Origin of the sequence: Modicisalibacter ilicicola DSM 19980 (assembly GCF_900128925.1) — a bacterium.
GTDB classification, from domain to species: domain Bacteria; phylum Pseudomonadota; class Gammaproteobacteria; order Pseudomonadales; family Halomonadaceae; genus Modicisalibacter; species Modicisalibacter ilicicola.
On sequence record NZ_FQUJ01000021.1, the window covers coordinates 1 to 25639 of the forward strand.

Here is a 25639-nt window from a genome sequence, read left to right on the forward strand (position 1 = left end):
GGTGCATATCCGCACCACCAACCCAATCGAGTCGACCTTCGCCACGGTCCGCCTGCGGAGCAAGCGAAGCCGGAACTGCGGCTCCCGGGCGACCACCCTGGCGATGGTCTTCAAGCTGCTTCAGAGCGCTCAGAAGCGCTGGAAGCGGATCAAGGGGTTCAAGAAACTGGAGCTAGTCGTGAACAACGTCAAGTTCCAGGATGGAGAACCCTTGACCGATCAGTCAGATAGGACTGCCGCCTAACCGGCCATACACAGGATTTGACAATAACTCCCGCACCCTGGGCTTCAGCGTGCGCGAGATCGGCGAGATCCTCGACCATGCCGATCACGGCGACTCGCCCTGCCCCCTGGTGCGCGATCTGCTGGCGAGCCGGCTGCCGGAAATCCAGGCGCGGATCGCCGAACTCCAGGCACTCGCCGAGCGCATGGAGCAGGCCCTGGCCACCTGGCAGGACATGCCCGACGGCACCCCCGACGGCCACAGCCTGTGCCGACTGATCGAGAGCTTGCCCGAGGACGATCTGACGGTAACCGAGGCCCGCGCCCTGGGAGAGCAATGATGAACGCACCTTTCCACTATCAGCGCCGCATCCCCGGCATCAGCTGCCAGGGTTGTGTCGGCAAGATCCGCCGCGCCGTGCAAGCCCAGGACGAGCAGGCCGAGATCACCGGCTATCCCGACGAGAAACGCGTCGAGTTCAGCACGCAACTTCCCGCAGAGCGCATCGACGCCCTGCTCGTGGAAGCCGGCTACCCCGCTGCCAGTGAGAAGATCGGCGATGAAGAGGACGCTCCCGCAGCGGCGGCAACCGAGGCGCCAGCCGCACCCCGGGAGGCATCGCCTCCCCCGCGGCGCGAGGCCAGCCAGCGGCTGTCGATTTCCGGCATGACCTGCGCCGGCTGCGTCAACACGGTACAGAAGGCCTTGAACGGCGTTCCCGGGGTAAGCCATGCGCGGGTCAACTTCGGCAACCACACCGCCGAGGTGCACGGCAGCGCCGGTGCCGAACGGTTGATCGAGGCGGTGAAAGCCGTGGGCTATGGCGCCAGCCCCATCGAGGATCTACGCCAGGCCCAGCAGACCAAGCAGGAGCAGGACGCCAAGGAATACAGGAAGCGCCTGCGGGGCAGCCTGCTGGCCCTCGGTCTGGGCGTGCCACTGATGCTCCTGATGTTCGTCTATCACCCCCAGCCCGAGGGGGGCGGCAGGCTGTTCTGGCTGGTGATCGGCGCCCTGAGTCTTGGCGTGCTGGCCGGCCCGGGGCGGCATTTCTTCGTCAATGCCTGGAAGACCTTCACCCATCATCAGGCCAACATGGACACCCTGATTGCGCTCGGCACCGGCGCCGCCTGGCTCTACTCCATGGTGGTGGTGCTGTTTGCCGGCTGGTTGCCCGAGGCGGCTCGCGGCATCTATTTCGAGGCCTCGGCGATGGTCATCGGCTTGATCCTGCTGGGCCAGGCCATGGAACTGAAGGCCAGGGGCCGCACCAGCGACGCCTTGAAGCGCCTGCTGGACCTGCAGAGCAAGACCGCCCGAGTGATCCGCGACGGCCGAGAGCAGGAGGTCGATCTGGATGACGTCCGTGAAGGCGATCACCTCCGGGTGCGTCCCGGGGAGCGACTGCCGGTGGACGGCGACGTGGTGGAAGGCTCGAGCTACATCGACGAATCCATGCTGACCGGGGAGCCGGAGCCCGTCGCCAAGCGGGCGGGCAGTGAGGTCAGCGCGGGCACGGTCAACGGCCGTGGCGGCCTGGTGTATCGCGCTACCCGGGTCGGTGACGATACCCGCCTGGGGAGAATCACCGAACAGGTGGCCAAGGCACAGAACTCGAGGCCGCCCATCGGCAAGCTGGCAGATCAGGTCTCGGCGATCTTCGTGCCGAGCGTGATGATCGTCGCCGTGATCACCACGCTGATCTGGTTCAATGTCGGCCCGGCACCGGTGCTCACGCACATGCTGGTCACCGCCACCACGGTGCTGATCATCGCCTGCCCCTGTGCCCTGGGACTGGCGACACCGATCTCGACAATGATCGGCGTAGGCAAGGCCGCGGAGCACGGCGTGCTGGTAAGAAGCGGTGAAGCGCTGCAAATCGCGAGCCGCCTCACCACCCTGGTGGTGGACAAGACCGGCACCCTGACGGAAGGCAGGCCCCGGGTCACCGAGGCCGAGATCCTCGAGGGCGACAGCCGCGAGGTGCTGGGCCTGGTGGCCGCCCTGGAGCAAGGCTCGGAACATCCCCTGGCCACGGCGCTGGTGGAGCATGCCGAATCCGAAAACGCCACGACCGTGCGGATCGAGGCCTTCGAGAGTGTAACCGGGCGCGGTGTCACGGCCAGAACAGCCGATGGAAAGAGCCTGCGCCTGGGCAACGCCAGGCTGCTGAGCGAGGCAGGCATCAGCCTCGAGGCCGGCAACGAGATCGCCCGGCACCTCGAAAATCAGGCCCGTACCGTGATCTATCTGGCCGTCGATGACCGGCTCACGGCGATCTTTGGTGTCAGCGATCCGCTCAAGGCAGACACCCGGGCCGCCATCGAACGTCTGCAGGAAGACGGCCTGAGGGTCGTCATGCTCACCGGCGACAACCCCCATACCGCCGCCGCCATCGCCCGGGAACTGGGCATCGACGACTATCGGGCGGAGCTGATGCCGGAGGACAAGCACGCCGAGATCGAGCGTCGCCAGGCCAACGGCGAGGTAGTCGGCATGGTGGGCGACGGCATCAACGACGCCCCGGCCCTGGCGCGCGCCGACGTGGGCTTCGCCATCGGCCAAGGCACGGATATCGCCATCGAGAGCGCCGGCATCACCCTGATGCGCGGTTCGCTGCACGGCATTGCCGACGCCATCGAGTTGAGCCGCGCCACCCTCAGGAACATCAAGCAGAACCTGTGGGGCGCCTTCGGCTACAACACCCTGTGCATCCCCATCGCCGCCGGTGTGCTGTACCCGTTCACCGGTGCCCTGCTCTCGCCGGTGATCGCCGGGGCTGCCATGTCGCTCTCCTCGGTCACCGTGGTCAGCAACGCCAACCGACTACGGCTGTTCAGGACATCGGCGCCGTCCGACACGGCACGCGCGAGAGAAGCAACCCAGACACCCCAGGAAAGCCAGCAGGAGCCGACGCCATGACGACACTACTGGTCAATCTCGGTGGACTGGCGTTGATCGCGCTGATCGCGTGGTGGTTCTGGGGGTCAAACTAGAACTGGCCAGCGGCTGGCGATATTGCCTAGGCTGAAGGTGGGAAACAGGGGGCAGGAGGCCATCATGCCAACGCTCAACGGGGTACTCGAGACGGCGCTTTACGTCGACGACATGTCGCGTGCCCGCACCTTCTTCGAGGAGGTGATGGGGCTCCAGGCCTTCACCGCCGACCATCGCTTCACTGCCTACGATGTCGGCCGCAGCAGCATTCTGCTGCTGTTCCTGCAGGGCGAGACCCTGGAGACCGTCGTCCTGCCCCGGGAGATGGGCACCATCCCGCCCCATGACGGCCAGGGGCGGGTGCACATGGCGCTGGCCATCGATGCCGACCAGCTCGCGTCCTGGGAGACACGCCTTGCCGAGCATGGCGTCGAGATCGAGGGACGCACCCACTGGCCCCGTGGCGGCGAGAGCCTCTATTTCCGCGACCCCGACGGTCACCTGCTGGAACTGGCGACACCGGGGGTCTGGCCGAACTATTGAGCCTTGCGAGACAGGCATCACAGGAGGTCCGGTTGACCAACCTACTGAGAGATCACACCTAGCTCATGCCGATGTAGCGCCCCGGGCGATGATTGATGGCCACGATCAGGTTCATCGCCAATGCGCCGAGCACCGACAGCAGGACTTGGGTCGGTGCCACGACCACGAAGGCCGCCAGCAAGATAAGTCCATCGACGACCAGTTGGAAGAGGCCTGCACGGATGCCGTGGCGATCCTGCAGGTAGAGCGCCAGGATACCGATTCCGCCCAGGCTCATGCGGTGGCGAAACAGCACCAGCAGGCCGATGCCCATCAAGCTGCCGCCCATCAAGGCCGCATAGAGCGGATGCAGCGCCGAGAGTATTATCCACCCCGGTGTCAGTTGCGCAAACAGCGACACCAGCAGTACCGCAACGAACGTCTTGAGAGTGAACCACAACCCCAGACGCTTGAGTGCCAGAAAGTAGAACGGCAGGTTGATCAGGAAAAAGATCGTTCCGAAGCGGGCGTCCGTGGCGTACTGCACGAGCAACGCCAAGCCCGCGGTGCTGCCGGTCAGCAATGTCGATTGCGTATAGAACGTGATTCCCAGCGCGACGAACAGCGTGCCCAACAGCATGGCAAGCAAATCTTCATAGAGATGATGGCGCTCGCCGTTTTCCTGAGCCATGGCCTTTCCCAATGGATGATGGAAGCGATCGGGCGTGCCTACAGCGCTTCGGCGTGCTCGATCATCAGTTGCAGCGACTCCCGCCCCTTCCAGCGATTGCGCGACAGCTTGTAGGCACAGCGAACTCTCGCTCCCAGGCCGAAGGCCGGCGTTTCGCCCGGTGACAGGGCGCGAAACCAGATCCCCCGGGTGCTGACGCCGCCGCTCGACAGGTCGAGCATCAGGTGCGTGCCGTCGGCCCCCACCACGCGCAGGTTCTCGACCCGAAACTCCCCTTCGAACAGGGGGGCGTCGAACTCGCGGCCGTAGGGTGCCAGCCGTTCCAGTTCATCGAGGGTGAGCAGCGACAATTGCTGCCCCATCAGCTCACCGTCGGTGAAGACGCAGGGATAGAGCTCGCGGCCACCGAGCTGCTCGCCGACCGCCCGGCGTAACGCTCCCCGGAAGGTATCGAGCGCATTCTGCGGGACTCCGATACCCGCCGCACCACGATGCCCACCGAAGCGCGGCAGCGCCTCGGGAGCGAGATCGTGCGCCCGCTGCAGGGCATCACGCAGATGCAATCCCTCGATGGAGCGCCCGGACCCGGTCAGCATGCCGGGCGTGGCCGCCGGGGTGAGCACGAAGGCGGGGCGGCCGAAGGCCTGCACGAGACGCGAGGCGACGATGCCCTGCACGCCGGCGTGCCCCTCTTCGAGGAAGACCGCCAGGACCTGTTCGCCTCGGGCCAGCTCGTCCATCGCCAGGGCACGGGCGGTTTCGGTCATGTCGCTCTCGATGGCCTTGCGCGACTGGTTGTCCTGGTCAAGCACCTCGAGATGGGTTCGCGCGCTGGTCTCGTCGACGGCGAGCATGAAGTGCAAGGCCGCGTAGGGGTCGTCGAGCCGGGAGCGGGCGTTGATGCGAGGTCCCATCTGGAAGGCCAGGGTTTCGGCATCGAAGGGTACGCTGTCGGCACCCAGGCGTTCGGCCATGGCCCGCCAGCAGGCAGCCTCCATGCGGTTGATCAGCGTCAGGCCCTGGGTGACCACGGCGCGGTTGATGGCGCTGCCGCCAAGGGAGACGCAATCCGCCACGGTACCCAGCGCCACGTAGGAGAGCCAGGGGGAGAGCTTGGGCGTCGAGGGCGAGAGTGCGCCGAGTTCGATGAGCACGGCCCGAGTCAAGGACATGACCAGCCAGGCGACCATGCAGCCGGCAATGGTGGGATCGGGAAAGTCGCAGTCGTCCCGGGTCGGATTGACCGTCGCATGGGCCGAGGCCGGCGGGCCCTCCTGCGGCAGGGCATGGTGATCGGTGACGATGACGTCGATGCCGGCTTCGCGCAGCCGGGCGATACGCGGCTCGTCCGAGGAGCCGCAGTCGGCGGTGATCACCAGGCTGGGCCGCGGCGACAGCGCCAGGGTGCGCTCCACCAGCGGCAGGCTGATGCCGTAGCCGTCGTTGATGCGGTGGCCGATCAGGCTGTGCAGCTTGTGCGACGGCACGCCGAACAGCTCGTTGAGGGTACGCAGGATCACCACGTGGGAGGTGATGCCGTCGACATCGTAGTCGGTGAGGATGCCGATATGCTCGCCCTCGGTGACGGCACGCGCGATGCGCTCGGCACTGCGGCGGCCGTCAGCCAGCTTCTCGGGATGCTCGAGATGGCGCAGGCTGGGCGAGACCAGCGGTGCCAGCTCGCCGGTGTAACCCGGCAACCGCCCGGCCAGCACCCGTGCCTGCAATTCGGACAATCCAGCCGCCAGGGCGCGTCGGTACAGCGCTTCGTCTCGTGGGCGCGGTTGGATGCGCCGACGCATGACATCGGCTGACGATCGTTGAACGGTCTCGCTCTCCACACTCTCTCCTGAAAAATACAGTGCCCGGCATGCCGGGCACCAGGGGATGACGGAATGACGGTGCCCCTCAGGTCACCGGAATCATCACCTGCTTGCGATAGGCGGGGCGCGTCGTCAGACGCTGATACCAGGCGTCGAGATTGGGCAATGCCGGTCGCTCGATGGGCAACTCGAACCACAGATAGGCGAAGCAACCCAGCGGGATGTCGCCCATGCCGAAGCGGCTTCCAGAGAGAAAAGGCCGCTCGGCCAGCGCCTCGTCCACCCGGGGCAGCAATTTCGTGCAGGTTTCCAGCCCATCGTCGATGGCCTGGATGTCGCGCTGTGCAGTGGGGATACGCACTAGATTCCAGAATATCGCACGAAAGGGAACTGCGAAGGTCGAGGTCGTCCAGTCCATCCACTTGTCCGCCGCCGCTCTTTCCGCCGGGTCTTCGGCATACAACACTCCTGCACCATACTTGGCACACAGGTAGCGCACGATGGCGTTGGACTCCCACACCACCAGGTCGCCGTCCTGAATACAGGGTACCAGGCCGTTGGGGTTCATTTGCCGGTAGGCCGGTTCATCGACGAGACCGAACTGACCACCGGCGTCGATTCGCTCGAAGTCCAGGCCCAATTCCTCGGCACACCACAGAACCTTCTTGACGTTGACGGAATTCGTGCGCCCCCAGATCTTCAACATGTCCCTCTCTCCCTCTTGTAGCGGCCCTTTTGTGCGAGGATAGACACCAGCCGCTCACTAGCGACGGTGCTCGGCAACGAATGCCTGCACCGCCGCGAGTTCCGAGGGCAGCACGCTGTAGCGCTCCTCGCGCTCGAGCAGGTCGTCCATGTGCGGCGGCAGCGGCACGCCCGGGAAGCCGGCCTTGACCACCGCCTCGGCGAACTTGGCCGGGTGGGCGGTGGCCAGCGTCACCATGGGGATGCTGGAATCGCCTCGACGCATCTCGGCCGCCCGGTAGCCGGTGGCGGTATGCGGGTCGAGCAATTCCTTGGTGCGATGGTGCGCCTCGCGGATCACCTCGAGAATCGTCGCATCGTCGACGCTATGGCTCGCAAAGCGCTCGCGTAGCCGGGCCAGGGGGGCCTCGGCCAGGGCCGTGGGTTCCTGCTGGAAGCGCTCGAGCAGCGCCCGCACTGCGGCACCGTCCTGATCGTAGGCATCGAACAGCAGGCGCTCGAAGTTGGACGACACCACGATGTCCATGGACGGGGCCAGGGTGGCCTCGAGATCGCGCCTGGAGAAATCGTTGTCGGCCAGGGTGCGATGCAGGATGTCGTTGGCATTGGTGGCGATGACGAACTGGCGCACCGGCAGGCCCATCTTGTAGGCCATGTAGCCCGCGAAGACGTTGCCGAAGTTGGCCGAGGGTACGCAGAAGCTGATCTCGCGACGGGGAGCGCCCAGCGCCACGCCGGCGGCGACGTAGTAGACGATCTGGGCCATGATGCGTGCCCAGTTGATCGAATTGACCGCGATCAGCCGGGCGCCGTTCAGGAACCCTTGATCGGCGAAGCTAGCCTTGACCATCGCCTGGGCATCGTCGAAGTTGCCTTCGATGGCGATGTTGAAGACGTTGTCGGCCAGCACCGAGGTCATCTGGCGGCGCTGCACCTCGGAGACCCGGTTATATGGGTGCAGGATGAAGATGTCGAGGTTGTCGCAGTGGCGACAGCCTTCGATCGCCGCCGATCCTGTATCGCCGGAGGTGGCGCCCATGATCACCGCACGCTCGCCGCGCTTCTGCAGGAAATGATCGAGAATGCGTCCGAGCAGTTGCAGGGCGACATCCTTGAAGGCGAGCGTCGGTCCGTGGAACAGCTCGAGCAGGAAATGGTTGGTGTCGAGCTGATTGAGCGGCACCACGGCGTCGTGGCTGAAGGTGGCGTAGGCGTCGCGCACGATCTCGCGAAAGGTATCGTCGTCGATCTCGCCGCCCACGAAGGGCTTCATCACTCGGAAGGCGACCTCCGCGTAGGAGAGTCCGGCCATGTCGGCGAGTTCGTCCGCCGAAAGCTGCGGCACCGTCTCCGGCACGTAGAGCCCGCCATCGCTGGCCATGCCGGTCAGCACCACGTCCTCGAAGTTCAGCGCAGGCGCCTGCCCGCGAGTGCTGATATAACGCATCGAAATTTTCTCCGTCTTGGAAGAAGCCTTGCCGTCTCATCCTGCCAGTCGCGATGAAGACCGAGGCGAGCGACGGCCAGACAAGGCGAAAAGCGACGAAAGTGCGGAGTTTACTGTAGTAAACGAGCAACTTGAGAAGCTTTTCAACGCCGTATGGCCGAGCGCAGCCCGGTATTCATGGTGACTTATTCCTGCTCGTCGAGGGACTCGACCCTGATCCGCGTCACCGGCCCGGCGATGTCGGCCAGGGACTCGAGCTGACGGATCACCTCGTTCATGTTCTTCTCGCGGGTACGATGGGTGAGCAGGATGATCGGCACCAGTTCGCCTTCGATGGCTTCCTTCTGAATGATCGCTTCGATCGACACTCCCTGCTCGGAAAGGATGGTCGCCACCCGCGCCAGCACTCCGGGGCGGTCCACCGCCAGCAGGCGCAGGTAGTAGGCGGTGACGATATCCTCCATCGGCATGATCGGCAGGCTCTCGTCGCCTTCGACGATGCCGCTGAAAGCCAGGTAGGGGACGCGGTAGTGATGCGCGGTGGTGATATCGCGCGCCACGTCGAGCAGGTCGGCCACGACCGCCGAGGCGGTCGGCTCGGCACCGGCACCGGCGCCATAGTAGAGCGTGGGGCCAACCGCGTCGCCCATGACCGCGATGGCATTCTTGACACCATGCACGCTGGCCAGCAGGCGTTCCTTGGGAATCAGCGTGGGGTGCACCCGCAACTCGAGACCCTTGTCGGTGCGCTTGGAGATGCCGAGGTGCTTGATGATATAGCCGAGGTTGTCGGCCTGTTCGACGTCGTCGGCGGTGATCCGTGCGATGCCTTCGGTGTAGGCCTTGTCGAACTGCAACGGCACACCGTAGGCGATGGACGCGAGGATGGTCAGCTTGTGGGCGGCGTCGATGCCCTCGACATCGAAGGTCGGGTCCGATTCCGCATAGCCCAGGGCCTGGGCCTCGGCCAGCACATCCTCGAAGGCGCGACCCTCGTCGCGCATGTGGGTGAGAATGTAGTTGCCGGTGCCATTGATGATGCCGGCAAGCCACTGGATGCGATTGGCGCCCAGCCCCTCGCGCAGTGACTTGATCACCGGGATGCCGCCGGCCACGGCCGCCTCGAAGGCAACGATCACGCCCTTGTCATGGGCGGCCTGGAATATCTCGTTGCCGTAGACGGCGATCAGCGCCTTGTTGGCGGTGACCACATGCTTGCCGTGCTCGATGGCGGTCATCACCAGTTCTCGGGCGACATCGTACCCCCCGATCAACTCCACCAGCACGTCGATATCGGGGTTTCGTGCGACCTCGAAGATGTCCTCGGTGACATTGATACCGGTGGTGTCGCAATCGGGATTCGCGCGGCGTGCACCCACCTGCTCGATGACGATCGGGCGCCCCGCCCGACGCGCAATGTCCTCGGCATTGCGCGTCAGCACGTTGAAGGTACCGCCACCGACCGTACCCAGTCCACAGATCCCCACTCTTACCGGTTTCAACGTCATGCTTCCCTCGTCTATGGTCGATTCGCCTTTCGAAACTCGGCTCAGCCCTCGATGCCCAGCATGGCCGCCAACTGCTCGGCAGGAACATACCCCGGCACCATGCGTCCATCGGGAAATACGATGGCCGGCGTCCCCTGTACATTCAGTTCCCGTCCCAGATGATACTGGTCCGCGACCGGATTGTCGCAATCCGCGGAACTTTCGAGGGCCTCGCCGCGCTTGGCGGCACTCATGGCTTCTTCAGGGTTGTCGGCACACCAGATCTGAGCCATGAGGCGGGCGCCTTCGGACTTCAGACCGCTGCGCGGGAATGCCAGATACTCTACCGCGATGCCCTTCGCGTTCAAGCGTGGCACCTCCTCGTGGAGCTTGCGGCAGTAGGGGCAAGTCACATCGGTGAATACCTTCAGGGTCGCCTCGGGGGCCTGCTCGCCACGAAATAGCACCTTGTCCTCCCGCGGCACCTCCGCGAGGCGCTCGGCTCGAGCGTGGTCGAGCGCCTGCTGGGTCAGGTTGACCAGGCCCTGCTCACGATTGGCGAACAGGTCGCCAACGACGAAGTGCTTGCCCTCGGCATCGCTGTAGAGCGTCTCGCCGCTTTTCAGCCGCACCGCGAAGATGCCTTCCAGCGGCGTCTGCTTGACGGATTCCACCGGCACGGCTTCGCCGTTGATCGTCAGTTCCTGTTGCAACGACTGTGCACCGCTCCTAGCCAGGGTCAGCCCGACGTTCATGCTGGCGACCACCAGCAGCACGCCCAGTAGTATCTTGAAGAATCGTCTCATTTACTCAGCCTCGGGGATGATGTTCGGCATGCAGGGCTTCCAGGCGTGCCTGAGCCACATGAGTGTAAATCTGCGTGGTCGACAGGTCACTGTGACCGAGCAGCAGTTGTACGACCCGCAGGTTGGCGCCATGATTCAGCAGATGCGTGGCGAAGGCATGGCGCAGGGTATGCGGTGACAGCGGCTTGTCGATGGCGGCCAGTCGCGCATAGTGCTTGATACGATGCCAGAAGGTCTGACGGGTCATGAAGTCGTCGTTCCGGCCCGGAAAGAGGGGCGGACGGCGGATATCCGTCATCAGTTCGCTACGCCCGCTGCGCAGATAGCATTCTATCCACAGTTGGGCCTCTTCCCCCAGCGGGACCAGGCGTTCCTTGTCCCCCTTGCCCAGCACACGTACCACCCCCTGGCGCAGGTTGATGCTGTCCAGGCGCAGGCTGATCAGCTCCGTGACGCGCAGACCGCAGCCGTATAGCACCTCGAGCATGGCGCGATCACGCAGCCCCAGGGGGGTGGCAGTGTCCGGCGCGGCGAGCAGGCGTTCCACCTCGTCTTCATCGAGGGTGTCGGGCAGCGCCGCCTTGAACCGGGGCAGCCGTACCTCGTTGAGCGGGTCGGCATCGATCGTACCCTGTGCCAGCAGCCAGCGGTAGAAGCCGCGCAGGCTCGACAGCAAGCGAGCATTGCTGCGCAGCTTGTAGCCCTCTTCGCGACGGGCGCTCAGCCAGTTCGGCAGGGCATCGCTGCCCGGGGCCAGCAGGCGTCGCTCGTTCGCGATCAGGTAACGCCGCCAGGCCGCCAGATCGTGGCGATAGCTCGTCAAGGTATGCTCGCTGGCACCACGCTCCAGCCACAGGGCATCCAGGAAGGCGTCGATCAGGTCGTTGTCGTCCCGGATCATGCTCATGAGGGGTTGCACAGGCTCGGGCCAGACACGATGAAACCCCGCCCCGCATGAGCGGTGACGGGGTTTCGCCGCCGGGCTGGCAATGCTTAGCCCAGCTTTTCCTTGATGCGCGCCGACTTGCCGCTGCGCTCGCGGAGATAGTAAAGCTTGGCCTGACGCACGTCACCGCGACGCTTGACGTCGATGGCGGCCACCAGCGGGCTGTAGGTCTGGAAGGTACGCTCGACGCCTACCCCGTGAGAGATCTTGCGCACGGTGAAGGCGGAGTTCAGGCCGCGACTGCGCTTGCCGATCACCACACCTTCGAAGGCCTGGAGACGCTCGCGGCTGCCCTCGACGACCTTGACCTGGACGACCACGGTATCGCCCGGGGCGAAATCCGGGATGGTCTTCTCCATCTGCTCGGCCTCGAGCGCCTGGATCACCTTGTTCTTGCCACTCATGATACAACTCCTTGACTGATATGAACCAAGCGATGCCTTTCATTACCTCTCCCGGGGCGTCGGGTGACCCTCGGGATGGAAAAGGGATTCGCCTGGCATGTGATCCCGGCGTCGAACGACGCGGGAACGACAATGTGGGTGACGCGCAGGGCATTCAATCGACCTGATCGGTCTCGATCGGGTCTCCGCCACTACGCACCTCCGCCTGTTCGGCGTATTCCCCGATGAACTCGTCCAGCAAGCCGCGCTGTTCGGCGTTCAACGTCTGGCTCTGCAACAATTCGGGGCGCCTGAGCCAGGTGCGCCCCAGGGACTGCTTCAGCCGCCAGCGCCTGATTGCCGCATGGTTGCCGCTCAACAGCACGTCCGGCACCCGTCGCCCGTCGATCACTTCCGGGCGCGTATAGTGCGGGCAGTCCAGCAACCCCTCGGCAAAGGAGTCCTCCGCGGCGGAAGACTGATGCCCCAGGACCCCCGGGACCAGCCGGGCCGCCGCGTCGATCACTACCATCGCCGGCAGCTCGCCACCGCTGAGCACATAATCGCCGATCGACCACTCCTGATCGATGTCGCTTTCGACGACGCGCTCGTCTATTCCTTCATAGCGTCCGGCCACCACTACCAGCGGGCCACTGGCAGCCAGTTGCCGCACGCCTGCCTGATCCAGCGGTCGCCCCTGGGGCGACAGGTAGATCACCGTGGGCGGCTTCCCGAAGCGCTGCTCGCCTCGGGCCCGAGCATCATGGATCGCCTGGCGCAGGGTCGCGACCTTCATCAGCATGCCCGGGCCGCCGCCGTAGGGCCGGTCATCGACCGTGCGATGCCGATCCGTTGCGTAGTTTCGCGGGTTCCAGAAATCGATTTCAAGCAACCCTTGCTTGACCGCCCGCCCGGTTACACCGTAACCGGTAAGCGCTTCGAACATCTCCGGGAACAGGGTGACAACACCAATCCACACGACCGATCCTTTCGCCTAGAATTCAGGATCCCAGTCCACCGTCAGGGTGCCGGCAGAAAGGTCCGTCTCGCGGATGACCTCGTCGGGCAGAAAGGGCAACAGTCGCTCCTTGCCGTCGACGCTCTTCTCGTCACCCTTGACGACCAGCACATCGTTGGCGCCGGTCTCGAAAAGATAGTCCACCCGCCCCAGGTCGACACCCTCGAGTGTCACCACGCGCAGGCCCTGCAGCTGGTACCAGTAGTAATCGCCGGCCGCGAGCTCGGGCAGCGCCCCCTTGGGCAGCAACACTTGCGCTCCCGCCAGCGACTCCGCCTGCTCCTTGGAGTCCACGTCCTCGAGGCTGGCCACGAGCCCCCTGCCCTGACGACGCCCCTGGACGAGACGTCGAATCGTTCTCTGACCGCGATGCTCGATGACCCATTCCGGGTAATCGAGAATGCCTTCCATCGGGCTGGTGTACGAATACACCTTGAACCACCCTTTGACGCCGTAGGGGCTGGTCAGCTTGCCCAGCACCACATGGTCATCGTGATCGGCGCCGGCAGGCTGTTTCGCTGCGTCACTCGGCATGACGATACTCGTCTTATGCCTGGGCGGCCTGGGCCTGCTGCTTGCGCGCTTCCTTGACCAGCTCGGCGACGCGGTCGGAGACCTGAGCGCCCAGATTCTGCCAATGGCTGATGCGATCCAGGTCGACGCGCAGGCGCTCTTCCTGACCGCGGGCGACCGGATTGAAGAAGCCGACGCGCTCGATGAAACGGCCGTCGCGGGACTTGCGCGAATCGCTGACGGTCAGATGATAGAAGGGACGCTTCTTGGCGCCACCCCGTGCCAAACGAATGGTAACCATTGCGTTATCAGTCCTTCGGTTGATTTCGATATTAGGCTATTGATTCATGACCGCGATTGCAGCCGGGAGCCGCGCATAGCCGCAGCTCGCCATGAAGACGCGATATTCTACGGAAAACTGCCAGCGTTGGGAACCTTTTTCCGGAACGCCGGCCGGCTCGTCAGCGTCGCGGAAAACCGCCGCCGGGCCCGCCCATGCCACCCGGCCCACCCGGACCACCCGGACCACCGCCCATGCCGGGCGGCAGCATGCCGGACATGCCACGCATCATCTTCTGCATGCCGCCCTTCTTGCCGACCTTCTTCATCATCTTCTGCATCTGCTTGTGCTGCTTGAGCAGACGATTGAGGTCGGGTACCTGCAGGCCGGCACCGGCGGCGATACGGCGCTTGCGCGAGCCATTGATGATCTCGGGCTTGCGCCGCTCCCTGGGGGTCATCGAGTTGATCAGCGCCTCGAGCTTGCCGAACTCCTTCTCGGCCCCGGCGCTCTGCGCGGCCTCGGCCATCTGGCCCATGCCGGGGAGCTTGGCCATCATGCCGCCCATGCCGCCCATCTTCTTGAGCTGCTGCAACTGGTCGCGGAAGTCCTCGAGGTCGAAACCCTCGCCCTTCTTGACCTTCTTGGCCAGCTTCTCGGCCTTGCCCTTGTCGACGGTGCGCTCGGCTTCCTCGATCAACGACAGCACATCGCCCATGCCGAGAATGCGGGACGCCACGCGATCGGGATGGAACGGCTCCAGGGCGTCGACCTTCTCGCCCACGCCCATGAACTTGATCGGCTTGCCGGTGACGTGGCGGACCGACAGCGCCGCGCCACCTCGGGCATCGCCGTCCGCCTTGGTCAGGATCACCCCGCTCAGGGGCAGGGCCTCGTGGAAGGCCTTGGCGGTGTTGGCGGCGTCCTGGCCGGTCATGGCGTCGACGACGAACAGCGTCTCCTGAGGATCGACCGCCTGATGCAGCGCCTGGATCTCGTCCATCATGTCGCTGTCGATGTGCAAACGACCGGCGGTATCGACGATCACCACATCGTGGAACTGGATCCTGGCATGCTTGAGCGCCGACTCGGCGATGGCCACCGGGTGCTGATCGCTACGCGACGGGAAGAAATCGACATCGACTTCCCTGGCCAGGGTTTCGAGCTGGTCGATGGCTGCCGGACGATAGACGTCGGTGGAAACCACCAGCACCTTCTTCTTTTCGCGCTCGCGCAAGAAGCGCGCCAGCTTGGCTACCGAGGTGGTCTTGCCCGCCCCTTGCAGGCCGGCCATCAGGATCACCGAGGGCGTACTCTTGAGCGCCAGCCCCTCGTTGGCCTCGCCCATGATCGCTTCCAGTTCCTGCTGGACGATCTTGACGAACTGCTGGCCCGGCGACAGGCTGCGAGAGACCTCCTGGCCCACGGCGCGCTCACGCACGCGCTCGATGAAGGCCTTGACCACCGGCAGCGCGACGTCGGCCTCGAGCAGCGCCCGGCGCACCTCGCGCAGGGTATCCTTGATGTTGTCCTCGGTCAGCCTGGCCTGACCGGTCACCGACTTGAGCGTCCTCGACAGACGCTCCGACAGACTTTCAAACATGGGGCTCTCCGCGTTGGATGCCGAGGGTGCGCTGGATCGGGCGCACCTCTATCGTTGAAGACGGATTATACGCGTTCATGCCTGCACTCTCCATGAGCCGGCGGCAGCGTATTTCGACCTCTCGGGACCGCTGCGCCGGCTGGGCTCTACCCCGGGGATTCTGTATAGTAACGCGGTGTTCGATTCTCATTTGGCGGCTTACTCTCACCACGTCGAGGACATCAAGGCCCAACGATGCAGGCGCTTCCCTTCGCATTACTCGCCATCGTCTTCTATCTCGGCGCCGGCTCCTGGCAGGGGCTGACGCTGCTGCGGCGTGTACCGCAGCGCCCGGCCCTGGTGCGCAGCTTCGGTGTGCTGGCGGTTGTCTGCCATGGCGTGGTGGTGGCGGTCAGTCTGGGCGTCACGGGCACCCTCAACCTCGGCATTTCCACCAGCGCCTCGCTGATCAGCTGGCTGATCGCCCTGCTGCTGCTGGCGTTCAGCTTCACCAAGCCGGTGCTGAGCGCTGCCGCGGGTCTCTTTCCGCTGGCGGCACTCACCATCTTGCTGATGATCGGCCTGCCCACCACCGATCATCAGGCGGGCGCCTCACCCGGCATCATGGTGCACATCCTCACTTCGATACTGGCTTTTTCCCTGTTCGCCATCGCCGCCGTTCAGGCGATGCTGCTGGCACGCCAGAACCAGGCCTTGCGACGGCACCACACCCGAGGCATCGTGCAGGTGCTCCCGCCGCTGGCCACCATGGAGCGCCTGCTGTTCGAGCTGATCTGGGCCGGCATGCTGCTGCTCACCGCCTCGCTGGTCAGCGGCGTGATCTTCCTCGACAACATGTTCGCCCAGGATCTCGTGCACAAGACTGTCCTCTCCTTCGCCGCCTGGATCATCTTCGCCCTGTTGCTGGCCGGGCACCATATCCTGGGCTGGCGCGGTGCCAAGGCGGTGCGCTGGACGCTGGGCGGCTGCGCCCTGCTGCTGCTGGCCTATTTCGGCAGCAAGTTCGCCCTCGAGGTGGTGCTTGCCGCTGTCTGACCCTGCGTCCGGACCAGGCGGCCTTGACAGCCTGGACGCCGATTCCCTACAAACGAGCCTGATACGCGACTTAGGATTTTCAGACCTTGAGTGACGACCTCCCGCTGGGACTGCTGTTCGGACTGCTCTTCTTGCTCATCTGCCTCTCGGCCTTCTTTTCCAGTTCAGAGACCGGCATGATGTCGATCAATCGCTACCGCCTGAGCCATCAGGCCAAGGGGGGCGAAAGACCGGCGCAGCGGGTTTTGCGCCTGCTTGGACGCCCCGACCGCCTGATCGGCGTCATCCTGATCGGCAACAACTTCGTCAACAACCTGGCGGCTTCCATCGCCACCATCATCGCCATCCATTTCTTCGGCGAGGTATCCGGGCCGGCCGTCGCCACCCTGGCCCTGACCATCGTGATCCTGATCTTTGCCGAGGTCACGCCCAAGACCTACGCCGCCATCAAGCCCGAGCGTATCGCCTACCCCACCTCCCTGGCCCTGGAGCCGCTGCTCAAGCTGCTCTACCCCCTGGTATGGATGGTCAATGCCATTTCCAATGGTCTGCTGCGCCTGATGGGGGTGCGCAACATCGAAGGGGGCGCCGACAGCCTGACCCGCGACGAACTGCGCACCGTGGTGCACGAGGCAGGGGCGATGATCCCTCGGCGCCACCAATCGATGCTGCTGTCGATCCTCGATCTCGAGAATGTGACCGTCAACGACATCATGGTGCCGCGGCACGAGGTATCCGGCATCGACCTGGACGACGACCTGGAAAGCATTCTCGCTCAGGTTCGCGCCAGCCAGCACACCCGGGTACCGGTCTACAAGGGGGACATCAACAACATCATCGGCATTCTGCACCTGCGCAACGCCGCCCGCTTCCTGTCGAAATCCGAGGTGACCAAGGCGGCCATCGTCCAGGAGGCTCGCGAACCCTATTTCATCCCCGAGTCGACGCCGCTGCATACCCAGTTGCTCAACTTCCAGCAGCAGAAACGACGCATCGGTATCGTGGTGGACGAATATGGCGACGTCGAGGGCCTGGTGACGCTGGAGGACATCCTCGAAGAGATCGTCGGTGAATTCACCACCGATGTCGCGGGCATGCAGCAGGACATCCATTCTCAGGATGACGGCAGCTACGTGATCGAGGGCACGGCGAACATTCGCGACATCAACAAGGCCTTGGGCTGGCAACTTCCCACCGACGGTCCCAAGACGCTCAACGGGCTGATCCTCGAACACCTCGAATCCTTCCCCGATGCACCGGCCTGCTTGCAGGTGGGCACGACCCGCATGGAAATCCTGCAGGTCAAGGACAACCTGATCACCTCCGCACGCTGCTGGCAGTACATGCGCCGAGGGCGCACTGCCTAGGCGAATCAGTCGGTGGTGGCCCTGGAGCCTTCTGGCATGGTGCGCCTCAGCAGACGCCGTTCGGCATCTGCCTTGAGTTCGCGCACTCGGGCCTCGAGGGAGGCGCTGTCGGCCTGACCGGCCGCAACGGGCGCACCGAATGCCAGTGCCACCCGGGCACGAAAGCGACGTGGCGGCTTGCTCAGGGCTGGGCCATCGCAATTGGAGGTCCAGGACCCCCACAGGCCAGCCAGTGCGGCCGGCACCACGGGTACCGCGTCCCGGGACAGGATGATGTCGATCCCACGCCGGAAACGGTTCATTCGGCCGTCCCGGGTCAGACGTCCCTCCGGAAACAGCATGACCACCTCACCATTGCGCAGCGCCACGCTCACCTGGTCAAGGGCGCGGCGGACACCGCCGGGGTCGCGCCGCTCCGAGTCCACCGGAATGGCCCCGGCGATGCGAAAGAACCAGTTCAGCCAGGGCGACTCATAGATCGGCCGGTCCATCAGAAAGCGCATGGGCCTCGGACAGGCGCCCCCCAGAATCAGCGCATCCATGAAGCTGACGTGATTGCATACCACCAGCGCCGCTCCCTTGGCCGGGATGTGCGAGCGGCCCGAGAAGCGCAAGCGGTACAGCACGTGCATCAGCGCAAAGATCGACAGGCGCAGCACGGCACGCGGGATGGCGATCAGGATACCGGCCCCGGCCGCCAGGGCGATGAGCGCCAGACAGGCGAAGAAGGTGTGCAGCGAGGCGCCGATCACGGTCAGCACGACGATGCCGAAGAGCGCCGCCACGATCATGAACAGGGAGTTGAGCAGGTTGTTGGCGGCAATCATCCGGGCCCGATGGTCGTCACGGCTCTCCAGCTGCACCAGGGTGTACAATGGCACGATGTAGAGCCCACCACCCACTCCGATCAGCGCCAGGTCCAGCATCATGCGCCAGAACCCGAAGGTCGCGACGAGCGCTTCGAGTTCGAGTCGATCGCCGTCGATGGCCGGCTGCCAGGCGAGATCGAGACCGGCCAGGCCGATCAAGAGAGCCCCCAGGGGCACCAGCCCCATCTCCAGGCGACCTGCCGACAGGCGCGCGCAGAGCAGGGCACCGCTCCCCACACCCACCGCGAAGGCCGCCAGCAGCGCACTGACGGCGGCCTCGCCGCCATGGACGACATCGCGCACCCAGGCGGGCAGCTGGGTCAGATAGCTGGCCCCCAGGAACCAGAACAGGCTGATACCGACCAGCCCCCGGAACAGTCGCGGATGACGCCAGCCATCGCGCAGGATCTGTATGCTGGCGGTCACCGGTCGCCAGTTCACGCGTCCTGGCGCGCTGGAGGGCGCCGCAGGCACGCCAAGGCTCGCCAGAAAGCCCAGCACCGCAATGCCAACCAGGGCACCGGCGATGGTACCTCGGGACCAGGCGCCATCCAGCGATGCCAGGAGCCCCGCCAGCAGGGTACCGAGCAGAATCGAGAGGAAGGTGCCCAGGTTGACCCAGGCATTGCCCCGCACCAGTTCGGTGGTCGGCAAATGCTGGGGCAGGAGGGCATACTTCACCGGCCCGAACAGGGCCGATTGGGTGCCCATCATGAACAGCAATGCAAGCAGCAGGGCAAACTGCTCGAACCAGACGGCCAGGGCGGCCACGCACATGGTGGCAAGTTCGAGCAGCTTGAGGCCCCGGATGAGGCGCTGCTTGTCGTGTCGGTCCGCCAGGGAGCCCCCCCAGGCGGAGAAGAGCAGAAACGGCAGGATGAACAGGCCGGCAGCCAGGTTGTTGAGCAAGCCGGTGTCCCACCCATAGCGGGGCACGGCCACGAAGGTCAGCAGCAGCAGCAAGATGTTCTTGAACAGATTGTCGTTGAACGCCCCCAGGGCCTGAGTCCAGAAAAAGGGCGCGAAACGACGCTGAGCGAGGAGGGACGAACTCACGGTTCGCTCTGTTCGCACCTGAGGCCGTCGAGAATCGTCGTCAGCAACTGATCGAGCAACTCACCCACCTCGAGGGGCTGGCCCTGCCAGTAGCCTAGACGCTCGTTGAGCCCCAATTGCACCAGACCATGCACGCTGCCCCACAGGGTACGCGCCATGCGCCGTGCAGCCAGATCGTCAAGCCTGGGCTGATGCTCCTTCAACGTGGCCTCGACCCGCGTGAACAACCCCTCGATCATGGTGTTCTGGCGTTGATCCAGTTCGCCTTCCTGGGCCAGGGGGTAATCGAAAAGCAGCTGCCAGCGGTAGGGATCATTCTGGGCAAATTGCCAATAGGCCGTGGCCAGCGCCTCGAGCTGCGACTTGGCCGTTCCCCCACCCATGCCTTCCACGGCCGCGCGCAGACGATCCAGGGTTTCGATGTTGACGTACTGCAGCAGGTTGTTGAAGCTGCCATAGAGCTTGAGTAACGTGCTGGGAGCACAACCGATCTCGCGAGCCAGGGCACGCAGAGACAGCATGCGCACGGGATTTTCCCGCAACCAGGCGTCGCATGCCGCCATGACCTGGGCGTGTAACGCCTCGGGCGCGTGCTGTCTTGGACGTGCCATTGATTACCCCATCTTGCGACTCGCTCACCGAAGAGAAATGGAAGCGGCGATGATCGAACAGTGTTTTCGACAAGCATATCGGCCCCACGCGCAAACGCAAGCCCTGTCGCGTCCTTCATGCCGATGAGGCATGATGCCGGGGCCTTTCACGAGCCGCGTCTTCCGCGACCGTTGGCCCACCGGTTGGCCCCTGCGAGGGACTTGGGTACCCTGGCGCCTCCATTCATCCCCGCGGGTTATCGGGAGCTGTCATTCATGGCCGGACGCCTGCACATCGCCCCCCTGCCCCTCGACGGCCTGCTGCCCAGGCTCGGCGGCGATCAGGCATTGTTGACCAGCCCCAACCTGGCACCTCGCCGCCCCATCTCGATCATCCGCCTCGAGCAAGGCAGTCCGCGCCTGACCAGCGCCTTCTGGGGGCTGACACCGCCCTGGCTCAAGGTGCTCGACCATGCCCCGCACTGCGCCCGGGCGGAATCACTGGAAAGCCGTGCCATGTTCCGCGAGGCGTTTGCGGCACGTCGCTGCCTGATTCCCGTCAGCGGTGTCTATGTATGGAAGGCGCAACCGCGCGGGAAGCAGCCCTTCCTGGTGACCCGCGTCGATCGCGGCCCCCTGCTGCTGGCTGCGCTGTGGGTGCGCTACCACACCACGCTGACCGCCTACACCGACTCCACGGCACTGATCACGGTGCCCGGCAACCCGCTACTGGCGCCGTTGACCGACCGCTTCCCGGCTGTTGTCGACGCATCCCTCGCCGAGGCCTGGCTCGACCCGGCAACGCCCCTCGACGAAGTCCGTGGCCAATTGTCGCCGGCATCCACGGAACTGTTGGGCGCTTTTCCGGTATCAAGACGTGTGAACGATCCCTCTTGTCAGGATTGGGCCTGCGGTCATCCGATCGGCAGCATGGTCCGCTGGCACAGTGAACAGGAGACATGATGCGCAACCTGCCATACCGCCTGGCCCGGAGTCTGGCTCTTTTCTGGCTGAGCCTGGCGTTTATCGCCGGCCAGAGCCTGGCCGAGGAGGCTGCCGATGCCTCTGCCGCGGATGCCCCCGCACCGATCATCAGCCCCAACGATCAACGCGAGTATCGCACCCTGACGCTGGCCAATGGCCTCGAGGTGCTGCTGATCAGCGATGCCGACGCCGACAAGGCAGCGGCAGCGATGAACGTCTCGGTGGGCAGCGCCCAGGACCCGGAGAATACCCCGGGGCTGGCCCATTTCCTCGAGCACATGCTGTTCCTGGGCACCGACCGTTATCCCGAGGCGGACAGCTACCAGCAGTTCATCAGTCGTCACGGCGGCAATCACAACGCCTTCACCGCCGACCAGGACACCAACTACTTCTTCGATATCGAACCCAAGACGCTTCCCGGGGCCCTCGACCGTTTCAGCCGTTTCTTCGTCTCGCCGCTGTTCAACGAGGCGTATGTCGATCGCGAACGCAACGCCGTGCATTCCGAATACCAGGCCCGGCTGCGCGACGATGGCCGCCGCCTCGGCGAAGCGATGGATCAGGCCCTCAACCCCGAGCATCCGGCCACCGGGTTCTCGGTGGGCAGCCTCGAGACCCTGCAGGATGGCAAGCGCTCGCTGCGCCAGAACTTGATCGACTTTTACGAGACGTACTATGGCGCCAACGTCATGCACCTCTCCGTTGTCGCACCCCAGTCGCTGGACACGCTGGAAACCTGGGTGCGCGAGCGTTTCGCCGACATTCCGGATCGCGGCCTGTCGCGTCCCGACATTCCCGAACGACTGCTGACTGCCGAGCAGGCGCCGGCCCGCCTGGCGGTCCAGAGTCTGGAGAATCGCCGCCAGGTTCATTTCCTGTTCCCGGCCGACGACCCCATCAGCGACTATCGCCACAAGTCGCTGGAATACCTGGGCAACCTGCTCGGCCACGAGGGCGAAGGCAGTCTGCTCGCCGCCTTGCGCCAGCAGGGCTGGGCGGACGGTCTGTCGGCGGGCAGCATGCGCGGCGATGGCGACGATGCCCTGTTCGCGATCAGCATCAGCCTGACCCCGTCAGGCGCCCAGCACCTCGCCCGGATTCAGGCCAGCCTGTTCGCGATGATCGAACGCATTCGCGAGGATGGCCTCGAAGCGTGGCGTTACGACGAGCAGGCAAGGCTCAACGAGCAGGAGTTTCGCTTCCAGCAGCGCGGTGAGCCTCTCCATCTTGCCAGCCGCATGGCGATGAACATGGCACGCTACCCCCTCAAGGATGTCCAGTACGGTCGCTATCGCATGGCGGGGTTCCAGGAAGAGCAGGTGCGCGAGTTGCTCTCCCGGCTGACCCCGGAGCATCTGCTGCGGGTCTACAGCGCCCCCGATGTGCAGGGAGAGCAGCGCACTCGATGGTTCGACACGCCCTACCGGCTGACATCCGTCGACAGCTGGCCCTCGGCCCGCCCCCTGGACGGCCTGGCACTGCCCGAGCCCAACCCTTACATTGCCGAGAATCTCGATCTGCTCGAACTGGACGCCACCGCGCCCCAGGCCCTGATCGACCGGGAGGGCTACACGCTGTGGTATCGTCCCGACAGCGAGTTCGGCACTCCCCGGGTCGAGTGGCGCTTCAGCCTGCAGAACCCGCAAGCCTCGAGCAGCGCGCACGATGCGGCGCTCACGCAACTGCTGGCCGGGTGGCTGAACGACAGCCTCAACGAAGCGCTCTACCCGGCACGCCTGGCCGGGCAGGATTTCTCGGCCTACGCCCACGGCCGCGGCATCACCCTCTCCCTGTCGGGGTGGCGCGACCGCCAGGAGCAGGTACTGCGGCGCGTGCTGGAACAGCTGAAGCAGGGCAGCATCGAGGCGGACACCTTCGCCCGGGTCAAGCTCGGCCTGGATCGCGAATGGCGCAACGCCCCGCAATCACCCCTCTACCGGCAGATGCAGCGCACCCTGAGCAGCGCCCTGGTGAGGCCGCGGTGGCCGGACACCGCCTTGCTCGACGCGCTCGGATCGATCGAGGTCGAGGCGCTGCGCGACTTCCGCGATCGCTTCCTGGCCCGGCTGCGTATCGAGAGCATGGCGGTGGGCAACCTGACACCGGAGCTGGCGCGTCGCGAAGGTCTGCTGGTCGCCAACACGCTGTCGCCACAGCTTGACGATGGCGACGTCCCGGACCTGGTGACACTGGATGTGCCTGGCTCGGCGCCGGTCCTGCACCCGGAATCCACCCGCAACGACCAGGCGGTGCTGCGCTACCTGCAGGGGCCCGACCGCTCCCTGACCAGCCAGGCCACGCTGGCGGTGCTCGGCCAGATGATCGGCACCCCCTTCTACTCCCAGCTGCGCACCGAAGAGCAACTGGGCTATATCGTCAACGCCGGCTACCAGCCACTGCTGGACGCCCCGGGATTGAACCTGCTGGTGCAATCCCCCAGCGCCGAGGTCGAGCATATCCAGGCGAGGATAGACGCCTTCCTGGAGGGGTTCGACCGGCGGATCGAGCAGCTGGACGATGAAGCCCTCGCCCCCTACCGTGACGCCGTGCGGGACCGGCTGCTCGAACGCGACCCGTCGCTTTCCAGCCTGACCGACCGTCTGTGGTACGAGCTGGCCTTCGACGAAACCAGCTTCGACCGACGCGAGCGCCTCGCCGGGCGCGTCTCGAACCTTACGCCAGACGATGTCCGTGAGGCCTGGCGTGCCCTGCGCGAGGCACCGGCTCAGCGCGTGACCTTCACCGCGGGCACCTCATCCAGCGATGTGCTCTCCCTCACCGAAGACTATACCCCGCTGAGCAAGGAGTCCCGCTGAGCAACGCAAGCGACGAACGAACGTCCGCGCCAATCCTGGCGCGGGCGTCGTCGCTCATGGCTAACCGAAAGCCTGGGCCGGCATCATTGCCTCCACATGCATCACCAGTTCCTCGAGGATCTGACGCTCGCGGTCGTCGAGGGAAACCTGGTTGAGCCGCTCGATCTCCCGGGCGAAGGCCTGGAGGGTCAGCACGCCCAGGCTGGCATCGTTCATGCGTGCCCAGCGATAGGCCTCCCACTGGGCCTGCTCGTCACTGCTGAGCGAATCGGGATAGTTGCGCGCCCGCAGGCGGAACAGCATTTCCTCGAGTCGCGGGTCCTGAAAGGCAAAGGCGGTATCTCCCAGTGCCTCCGGCGGCGTCTCGAGCACCCGCTGCATCTCCTGGCGATCCGCCGGAGAGAAGAACCCGCCGCTATAGAGCATCAGGTCCGGGTCCTGGGGCCCGGCTCCCGGCCCTTCCGCAAACACCGCCGCCGCCTTGCGTGCGGCCTCGGGATTGGCGCACAGCGCCTTCCAGTGAGCCTCGCATTGCGCCCGGTCGAGCTTGAGCCGGGCGGCCACCTCATCGTTCACGGCGGCCACCGGCAACAGCACGGGGCTACGGTTGATGTGCACGACCTTGAGAGGGATCCGGGCGTCGCCCTCGGCCAGCTCGTCGGCGCTGGCAAACACCCGTTCACGTATTTCCTCGGCGGAAAGGGCGAAGAGAGGCGAAGGATCGACGGCCAGATCGTAGACGATCACGCCGTTGGGATTGGAAGGATGTTCGGCCAGGGGCATCACCAGGGTGCTGCAACCGCGACTCGCCGGATAGCGACGCGAGATGTGCAGCATCGGCTTGCGGGAGGGGATGTCCAGCAGCTTGGCCACCTCGCGCTTGCTGCGCAGCCTGAGCAGGTAATCGAACAGCTTGGCATTGCGCGCCTTGAGCAGCCGTGCCAGGGCAATGGTGGCACGCACGTCGGCCAGGGCATCGTGGGCACCGGCATGCTCGATGCCGTTCGCGGCGGTGAGGTGCTCGAGCCGGAAGCTGGGCGCACCATCCTCCCGGGCTGGCCATTCGATGCCGTCCGGCCGCAGGGCATGGAAGGCGCGTACCACGTCGATCAGATCCCAGCGCGAGTTGCCGTTCTGCCACTCCCGGGCGTAGGGGTCGAGGAAGTTGCGATAGAACAGGTGCCGCGATACCTCGTCGTCGAAACGCAGGCTGTTGTAGCCAAGCGCGCAGGTACCCGGAACGCTCATTTCGGCATTGATGCGCTGGGCAAACTGGACTTCGGGAAGGCCACGGCGCCTGGCCGTCTGCGGGGTAATCCCGGTGAGCAGACAGGCTTGAGGGTGCGGCAGATAATCATCGGCCGGCTTGCAGTAGAGGGTCAGCGGCTCACCGATCTCGTTGAAATCCGCATCGGTGCGAATGGCGGCGAACTGCGAGGGCCGATCGCGACGCGGATCGGCACCGAAGGTCTCATAGTCGTGCCAGAGGAATGTTTGCTGAGAAGCGCCGTGCTGCGCCATGACCGCTCTCCACGCCT

At 65.0% G+C, this 25639-nt stretch carries 21 protein-coding genes and 2 pseudogenes; 8 read left to right on the forward strand and 15 right to left on the reverse strand.

The annotated features are described in order from the left end of the window. From BUA41_RS17160 to BUA41_RS17175, 4 genes and pseudogenes are all read left to right on the forward strand, one after another. Positions 1-244: pseudogene (locus BUA41_RS17160) on the forward strand (IS256 family transposase); the annotation flags it as partial. 31 nt (positions 245-275) lie between these two features. After that, a pseudogene (locus BUA41_RS17165) lies at positions 276-563 on the forward strand (MerR family DNA-binding protein); the annotation flags it as partial. Then, positions 563-3145, forward strand: a complete 2583-nt coding sequence (locus tag BUA41_RS17170) for a heavy metal translocating P-type ATPase (protein ID WP_084671791.1) — start codon at positions 563-565, stop codon at positions 3143-3145. The pseudogene BUA41_RS17165 and the gene BUA41_RS17170, both read left to right, overlap by 1 nt. A gap of 138 nt (positions 3146-3283) precedes the next feature. Further along, positions 3284-3703 carry a VOC family protein gene (locus tag BUA41_RS17175; protein WP_072825138.1) on the forward strand — a complete coding sequence of 140 codons (420 nt, stop codon included), beginning with the start codon at positions 3284-3286 and terminating at the stop codon, positions 3701-3703. A gap of 58 nt (positions 3704-3761) precedes the next feature. On the opposite strand, the gene BUA41_RS17180 is transcribed toward BUA41_RS17175, so the two are convergent. From BUA41_RS17180 to ffh, 12 genes are all read right to left on the reverse strand, one after another. Next, the gene (locus tag BUA41_RS17180; protein WP_072825140.1) at positions 3762-4373 is read right to left on the reverse strand and encodes a YitT family protein; all 612 of its coding nucleotides are present in this window, start codon (positions 4371-4373) and stop codon (positions 3762-3764) included. Between the two features lie 38 nt (positions 4374-4411). Next, positions 4412-6175 (reverse strand): single-stranded-DNA-specific exonuclease RecJ, encoded by a 1764-nt coding sequence (locus BUA41_RS17185; RefSeq protein ID WP_072825214.1) that lies wholly within the window; start codon positions 6173-6175, stop codon positions 4412-4414. 106 nt (positions 6176-6281) lie between these two features. Continuing rightward, on the reverse strand, positions 6282-6902 hold the full coding sequence (locus BUA41_RS17190) for a glutathione S-transferase family protein (protein ID WP_072825142.1): 621 nt from the start codon (positions 6900-6902) through the stop codon (positions 6282-6284). Positions 6903-6959: 57 nt separating this feature from the next. Continuing rightward, positions 6960-8348, reverse strand: coding sequence for a threonine synthase (gene thrC, locus BUA41_RS17195; RefSeq protein ID WP_072825144.1), 1389 nt, complete (start codon positions 8346-8348; stop codon positions 6960-6962). 185 nt (positions 8349-8533) lie between these two features. Continuing rightward, on the reverse strand, positions 8534-9850 hold the full coding sequence (locus BUA41_RS17200; RefSeq protein WP_072825216.1) for a homoserine dehydrogenase: 1317 nt from the start codon (positions 9848-9850) through the stop codon (positions 8534-8536). Between the two features lie 47 nt (positions 9851-9897). Then, positions 9898-10641 (reverse strand): DsbC family protein, encoded by a 744-nt coding sequence (locus BUA41_RS17205; protein WP_072825146.1) that lies wholly within the window; start codon positions 10639-10641, stop codon positions 9898-9900. A gap of 4 nt (positions 10642-10645) precedes the next feature. Beyond that, positions 10646-11548 carry a site-specific tyrosine recombinase XerD gene (xerD, locus tag BUA41_RS17210; protein WP_084671793.1) on the reverse strand — a complete coding sequence of 301 codons (903 nt, stop codon included), beginning with the start codon at positions 11546-11548 and terminating at the stop codon, positions 10646-10648. 86 nt (positions 11549-11634) lie between these two features. Continuing rightward, positions 11635-11991 (reverse strand): 50S ribosomal protein L19, encoded by a 357-nt coding sequence (gene rplS, locus BUA41_RS17215; RefSeq protein WP_072825150.1) that lies wholly within the window; start codon positions 11989-11991, stop codon positions 11635-11637. Positions 11992-12145: 154 nt separating this feature from the next. Then, positions 12146-12949: a tRNA (guanosine(37)-N1)-methyltransferase TrmD gene (trmD, locus tag BUA41_RS17220; protein ID WP_072825152.1), complete on the reverse strand. Its 804-nt coding sequence runs from the start codon at positions 12947-12949 to the stop codon at positions 12146-12148. A 15-nt stretch (positions 12950-12964) separates the two neighbouring features. Next, complete coding sequence (rimM, locus tag BUA41_RS17225; RefSeq protein ID WP_072825154.1) at positions 12965-13522, reverse strand: ribosome maturation factor RimM; 558 nt, start codon at positions 13520-13522, stop codon at positions 12965-12967. A 13-nt stretch (positions 13523-13535) separates the two neighbouring features. Continuing rightward, on the reverse strand, positions 13536-13802 hold the full coding sequence (gene rpsP / locus BUA41_RS17230; protein WP_072825156.1) for a 30S ribosomal protein S16: 267 nt from the start codon (positions 13800-13802) through the stop codon (positions 13536-13538). A gap of 160 nt (positions 13803-13962) precedes the next feature. After that, on the reverse strand, positions 13963-15384 hold the full coding sequence (gene ffh, locus BUA41_RS17235) for a signal recognition particle protein (protein ID WP_072825158.1): 1422 nt from the start codon (positions 15382-15384) through the stop codon (positions 13963-13965). A 234-nt stretch (positions 15385-15618) separates the two neighbouring features. On the opposite strand from ffh, the gene BUA41_RS17240 reads away from it, so the two are divergent. Together BUA41_RS17240 and BUA41_RS17245 are read left to right on the forward strand one after the other, a co-directional pair. Further along, positions 15619-16419, forward strand: a complete 801-nt coding sequence (locus BUA41_RS17240; RefSeq protein ID WP_072825160.1) for a cytochrome C assembly family protein — start codon at positions 15619-15621, stop codon at positions 16417-16419. 86 nt (positions 16420-16505) lie between these two features. Next, positions 16506-17786 (forward strand): HlyC/CorC family transporter, encoded by a 1281-nt coding sequence (locus tag BUA41_RS17245; protein ID WP_072825162.1) that lies wholly within the window; start codon positions 16506-16508, stop codon positions 17784-17786. A 5-nt stretch (positions 17787-17791) separates the two neighbouring features. Here BUA41_RS17245 and BUA41_RS17250 read toward each other — a convergent pair whose 3' ends face one another. Beyond that, on the reverse strand, positions 17792-19711 hold the full coding sequence (locus BUA41_RS17250) for an MFS transporter (RefSeq protein ID WP_072825164.1): 1920 nt from the start codon (positions 19709-19711) through the stop codon (positions 17792-17794). Then, on the reverse strand, positions 19708-20322 hold the full coding sequence (locus BUA41_RS17255; RefSeq protein WP_072825166.1) for a TetR/AcrR family transcriptional regulator: 615 nt from the start codon (positions 20320-20322) through the stop codon (positions 19708-19710). Before BUA41_RS17255 ends, BUA41_RS17250 begins: the two co-directional genes overlap by 4 nt. A gap of 255 nt (positions 20323-20577) precedes the next feature. Between BUA41_RS17255 and BUA41_RS17260 the strand changes: the two genes are divergently transcribed. Together BUA41_RS17260 and BUA41_RS17265 are read left to right on the forward strand one after the other, a co-directional pair. Continuing rightward, positions 20578-21264 carry an SOS response-associated peptidase gene (locus BUA41_RS17260; protein WP_072825168.1) on the forward strand — a complete coding sequence of 229 codons (687 nt, stop codon included), beginning with the start codon at positions 20578-20580 and terminating at the stop codon, positions 21262-21264. After that, a complete protein-coding gene (locus BUA41_RS17265; RefSeq protein ID WP_084671795.1) occupies positions 21264-24101 on the forward strand; it encodes an insulinase family protein in 2838 nt (945 codons plus the stop codon). The genes BUA41_RS17260 and BUA41_RS17265 overlap by 1 nt, the downstream gene beginning before the upstream one ends. A 60-nt stretch (positions 24102-24161) precedes the next feature. Here the strand turns inward: BUA41_RS17265 and sbcB are convergent, their stop codons facing one another. Continuing rightward, the gene (gene sbcB, locus BUA41_RS17270) at positions 24162-25622 is read right to left on the reverse strand and encodes an exodeoxyribonuclease I (RefSeq protein WP_072825172.1); all 1461 of its coding nucleotides are present in this window, start codon (positions 25620-25622) and stop codon (positions 24162-24164) included. Positions 25623-25639: the final 17 nt, after the last annotated feature.

Coding starts and splice junctions, on each gene's coding strand:
- rpsP (WP_072825156.1), bottom strand. CDS start 13,802: ATGGTTACCATTCGTTTGGCACGGGGTGGCGCCAAGAAGCGTCCCTTC.
- BUA41_RS17180 (WP_072825140.1), bottom strand. CDS start 4,373: ATGGCTCAGGAAAACGGCGAGCGCCATCATCTCTATGAAGATTTGCTT.
- BUA41_RS17205 (WP_072825146.1), bottom strand. CDS start 10,641: ATGAGACGATTCTTCAAGATACTACTGGGCGTGCTGCTGGTGGTCGCC.
- BUA41_RS17170 (WP_084671791.1), top strand. CDS start 563: ATGAACGCACCTTTCCACTATCAGCGCCGCATCCCCGGCATCAGCTGC.
- BUA41_RS17175 (WP_072825138.1), top strand. CDS start 3,284: ATGCCAACGCTCAACGGGGTACTCGAGACGGCGCTTTACGTCGACGAC.
- BUA41_RS17255 (WP_072825166.1), bottom strand. CDS start 20,322: ATGGCACGTCCAAGACAGCACGCGCCCGAGGCGTTACACGCCCAGGTC.
- BUA41_RS17240 (WP_072825160.1), top strand. CDS start 15,619: ATGCAGGCGCTTCCCTTCGCATTACTCGCCATCGTCTTCTATCTCGGC.
- rplS (WP_072825150.1), bottom strand. CDS start 11,991: ATGAGTGGCAAGAACAAGGTGATCCAGGCGCTCGAGGCCGAGCAGATG.
- thrC (WP_072825144.1), bottom strand. CDS start 8,348: ATGCGTTATATCAGCACTCGCGGGCAGGCGCCTGCGCTGAACTTCGAG.
- rimM (WP_072825154.1), bottom strand. CDS start 13,522: ATGCCGAGTGACGCAGCGAAACAGCCTGCCGGCGCCGATCACGATGAC.
- xerD (WP_084671793.1), bottom strand. CDS start 11,548: ATGAGCATGATCCGGGACGACAACGACCTGATCGACGCCTTCCTGGAT.
- sbcB (WP_072825172.1), bottom strand. CDS start 25,622: ATGGCGCAGCACGGCGCTTCTCAGCAAACATTCCTCTGGCACGACTAT.
- BUA41_RS17260 (WP_072825168.1), top strand. CDS start 20,578: ATGGCCGGACGCCTGCACATCGCCCCCCTGCCCCTCGACGGCCTGCTG.
- BUA41_RS17265 (WP_084671795.1), top strand. CDS start 21,264: ATGCGCAACCTGCCATACCGCCTGGCCCGGAGTCTGGCTCTTTTCTGG.
- ffh (WP_072825158.1), bottom strand. CDS start 15,384: ATGTTTGAAAGTCTGTCGGAGCGTCTGTCGAGGACGCTCAAGTCGGTG.
- BUA41_RS17185 (WP_072825214.1), bottom strand. CDS start 6,175: ATGCGTCGGCGCATCCAACCGCGCCCACGAGACGAAGCGCTGTACCGA.
- BUA41_RS17190 (WP_072825142.1), bottom strand. CDS start 6,902: ATGTTGAAGATCTGGGGGCGCACGAATTCCGTCAACGTCAAGAAGGTT.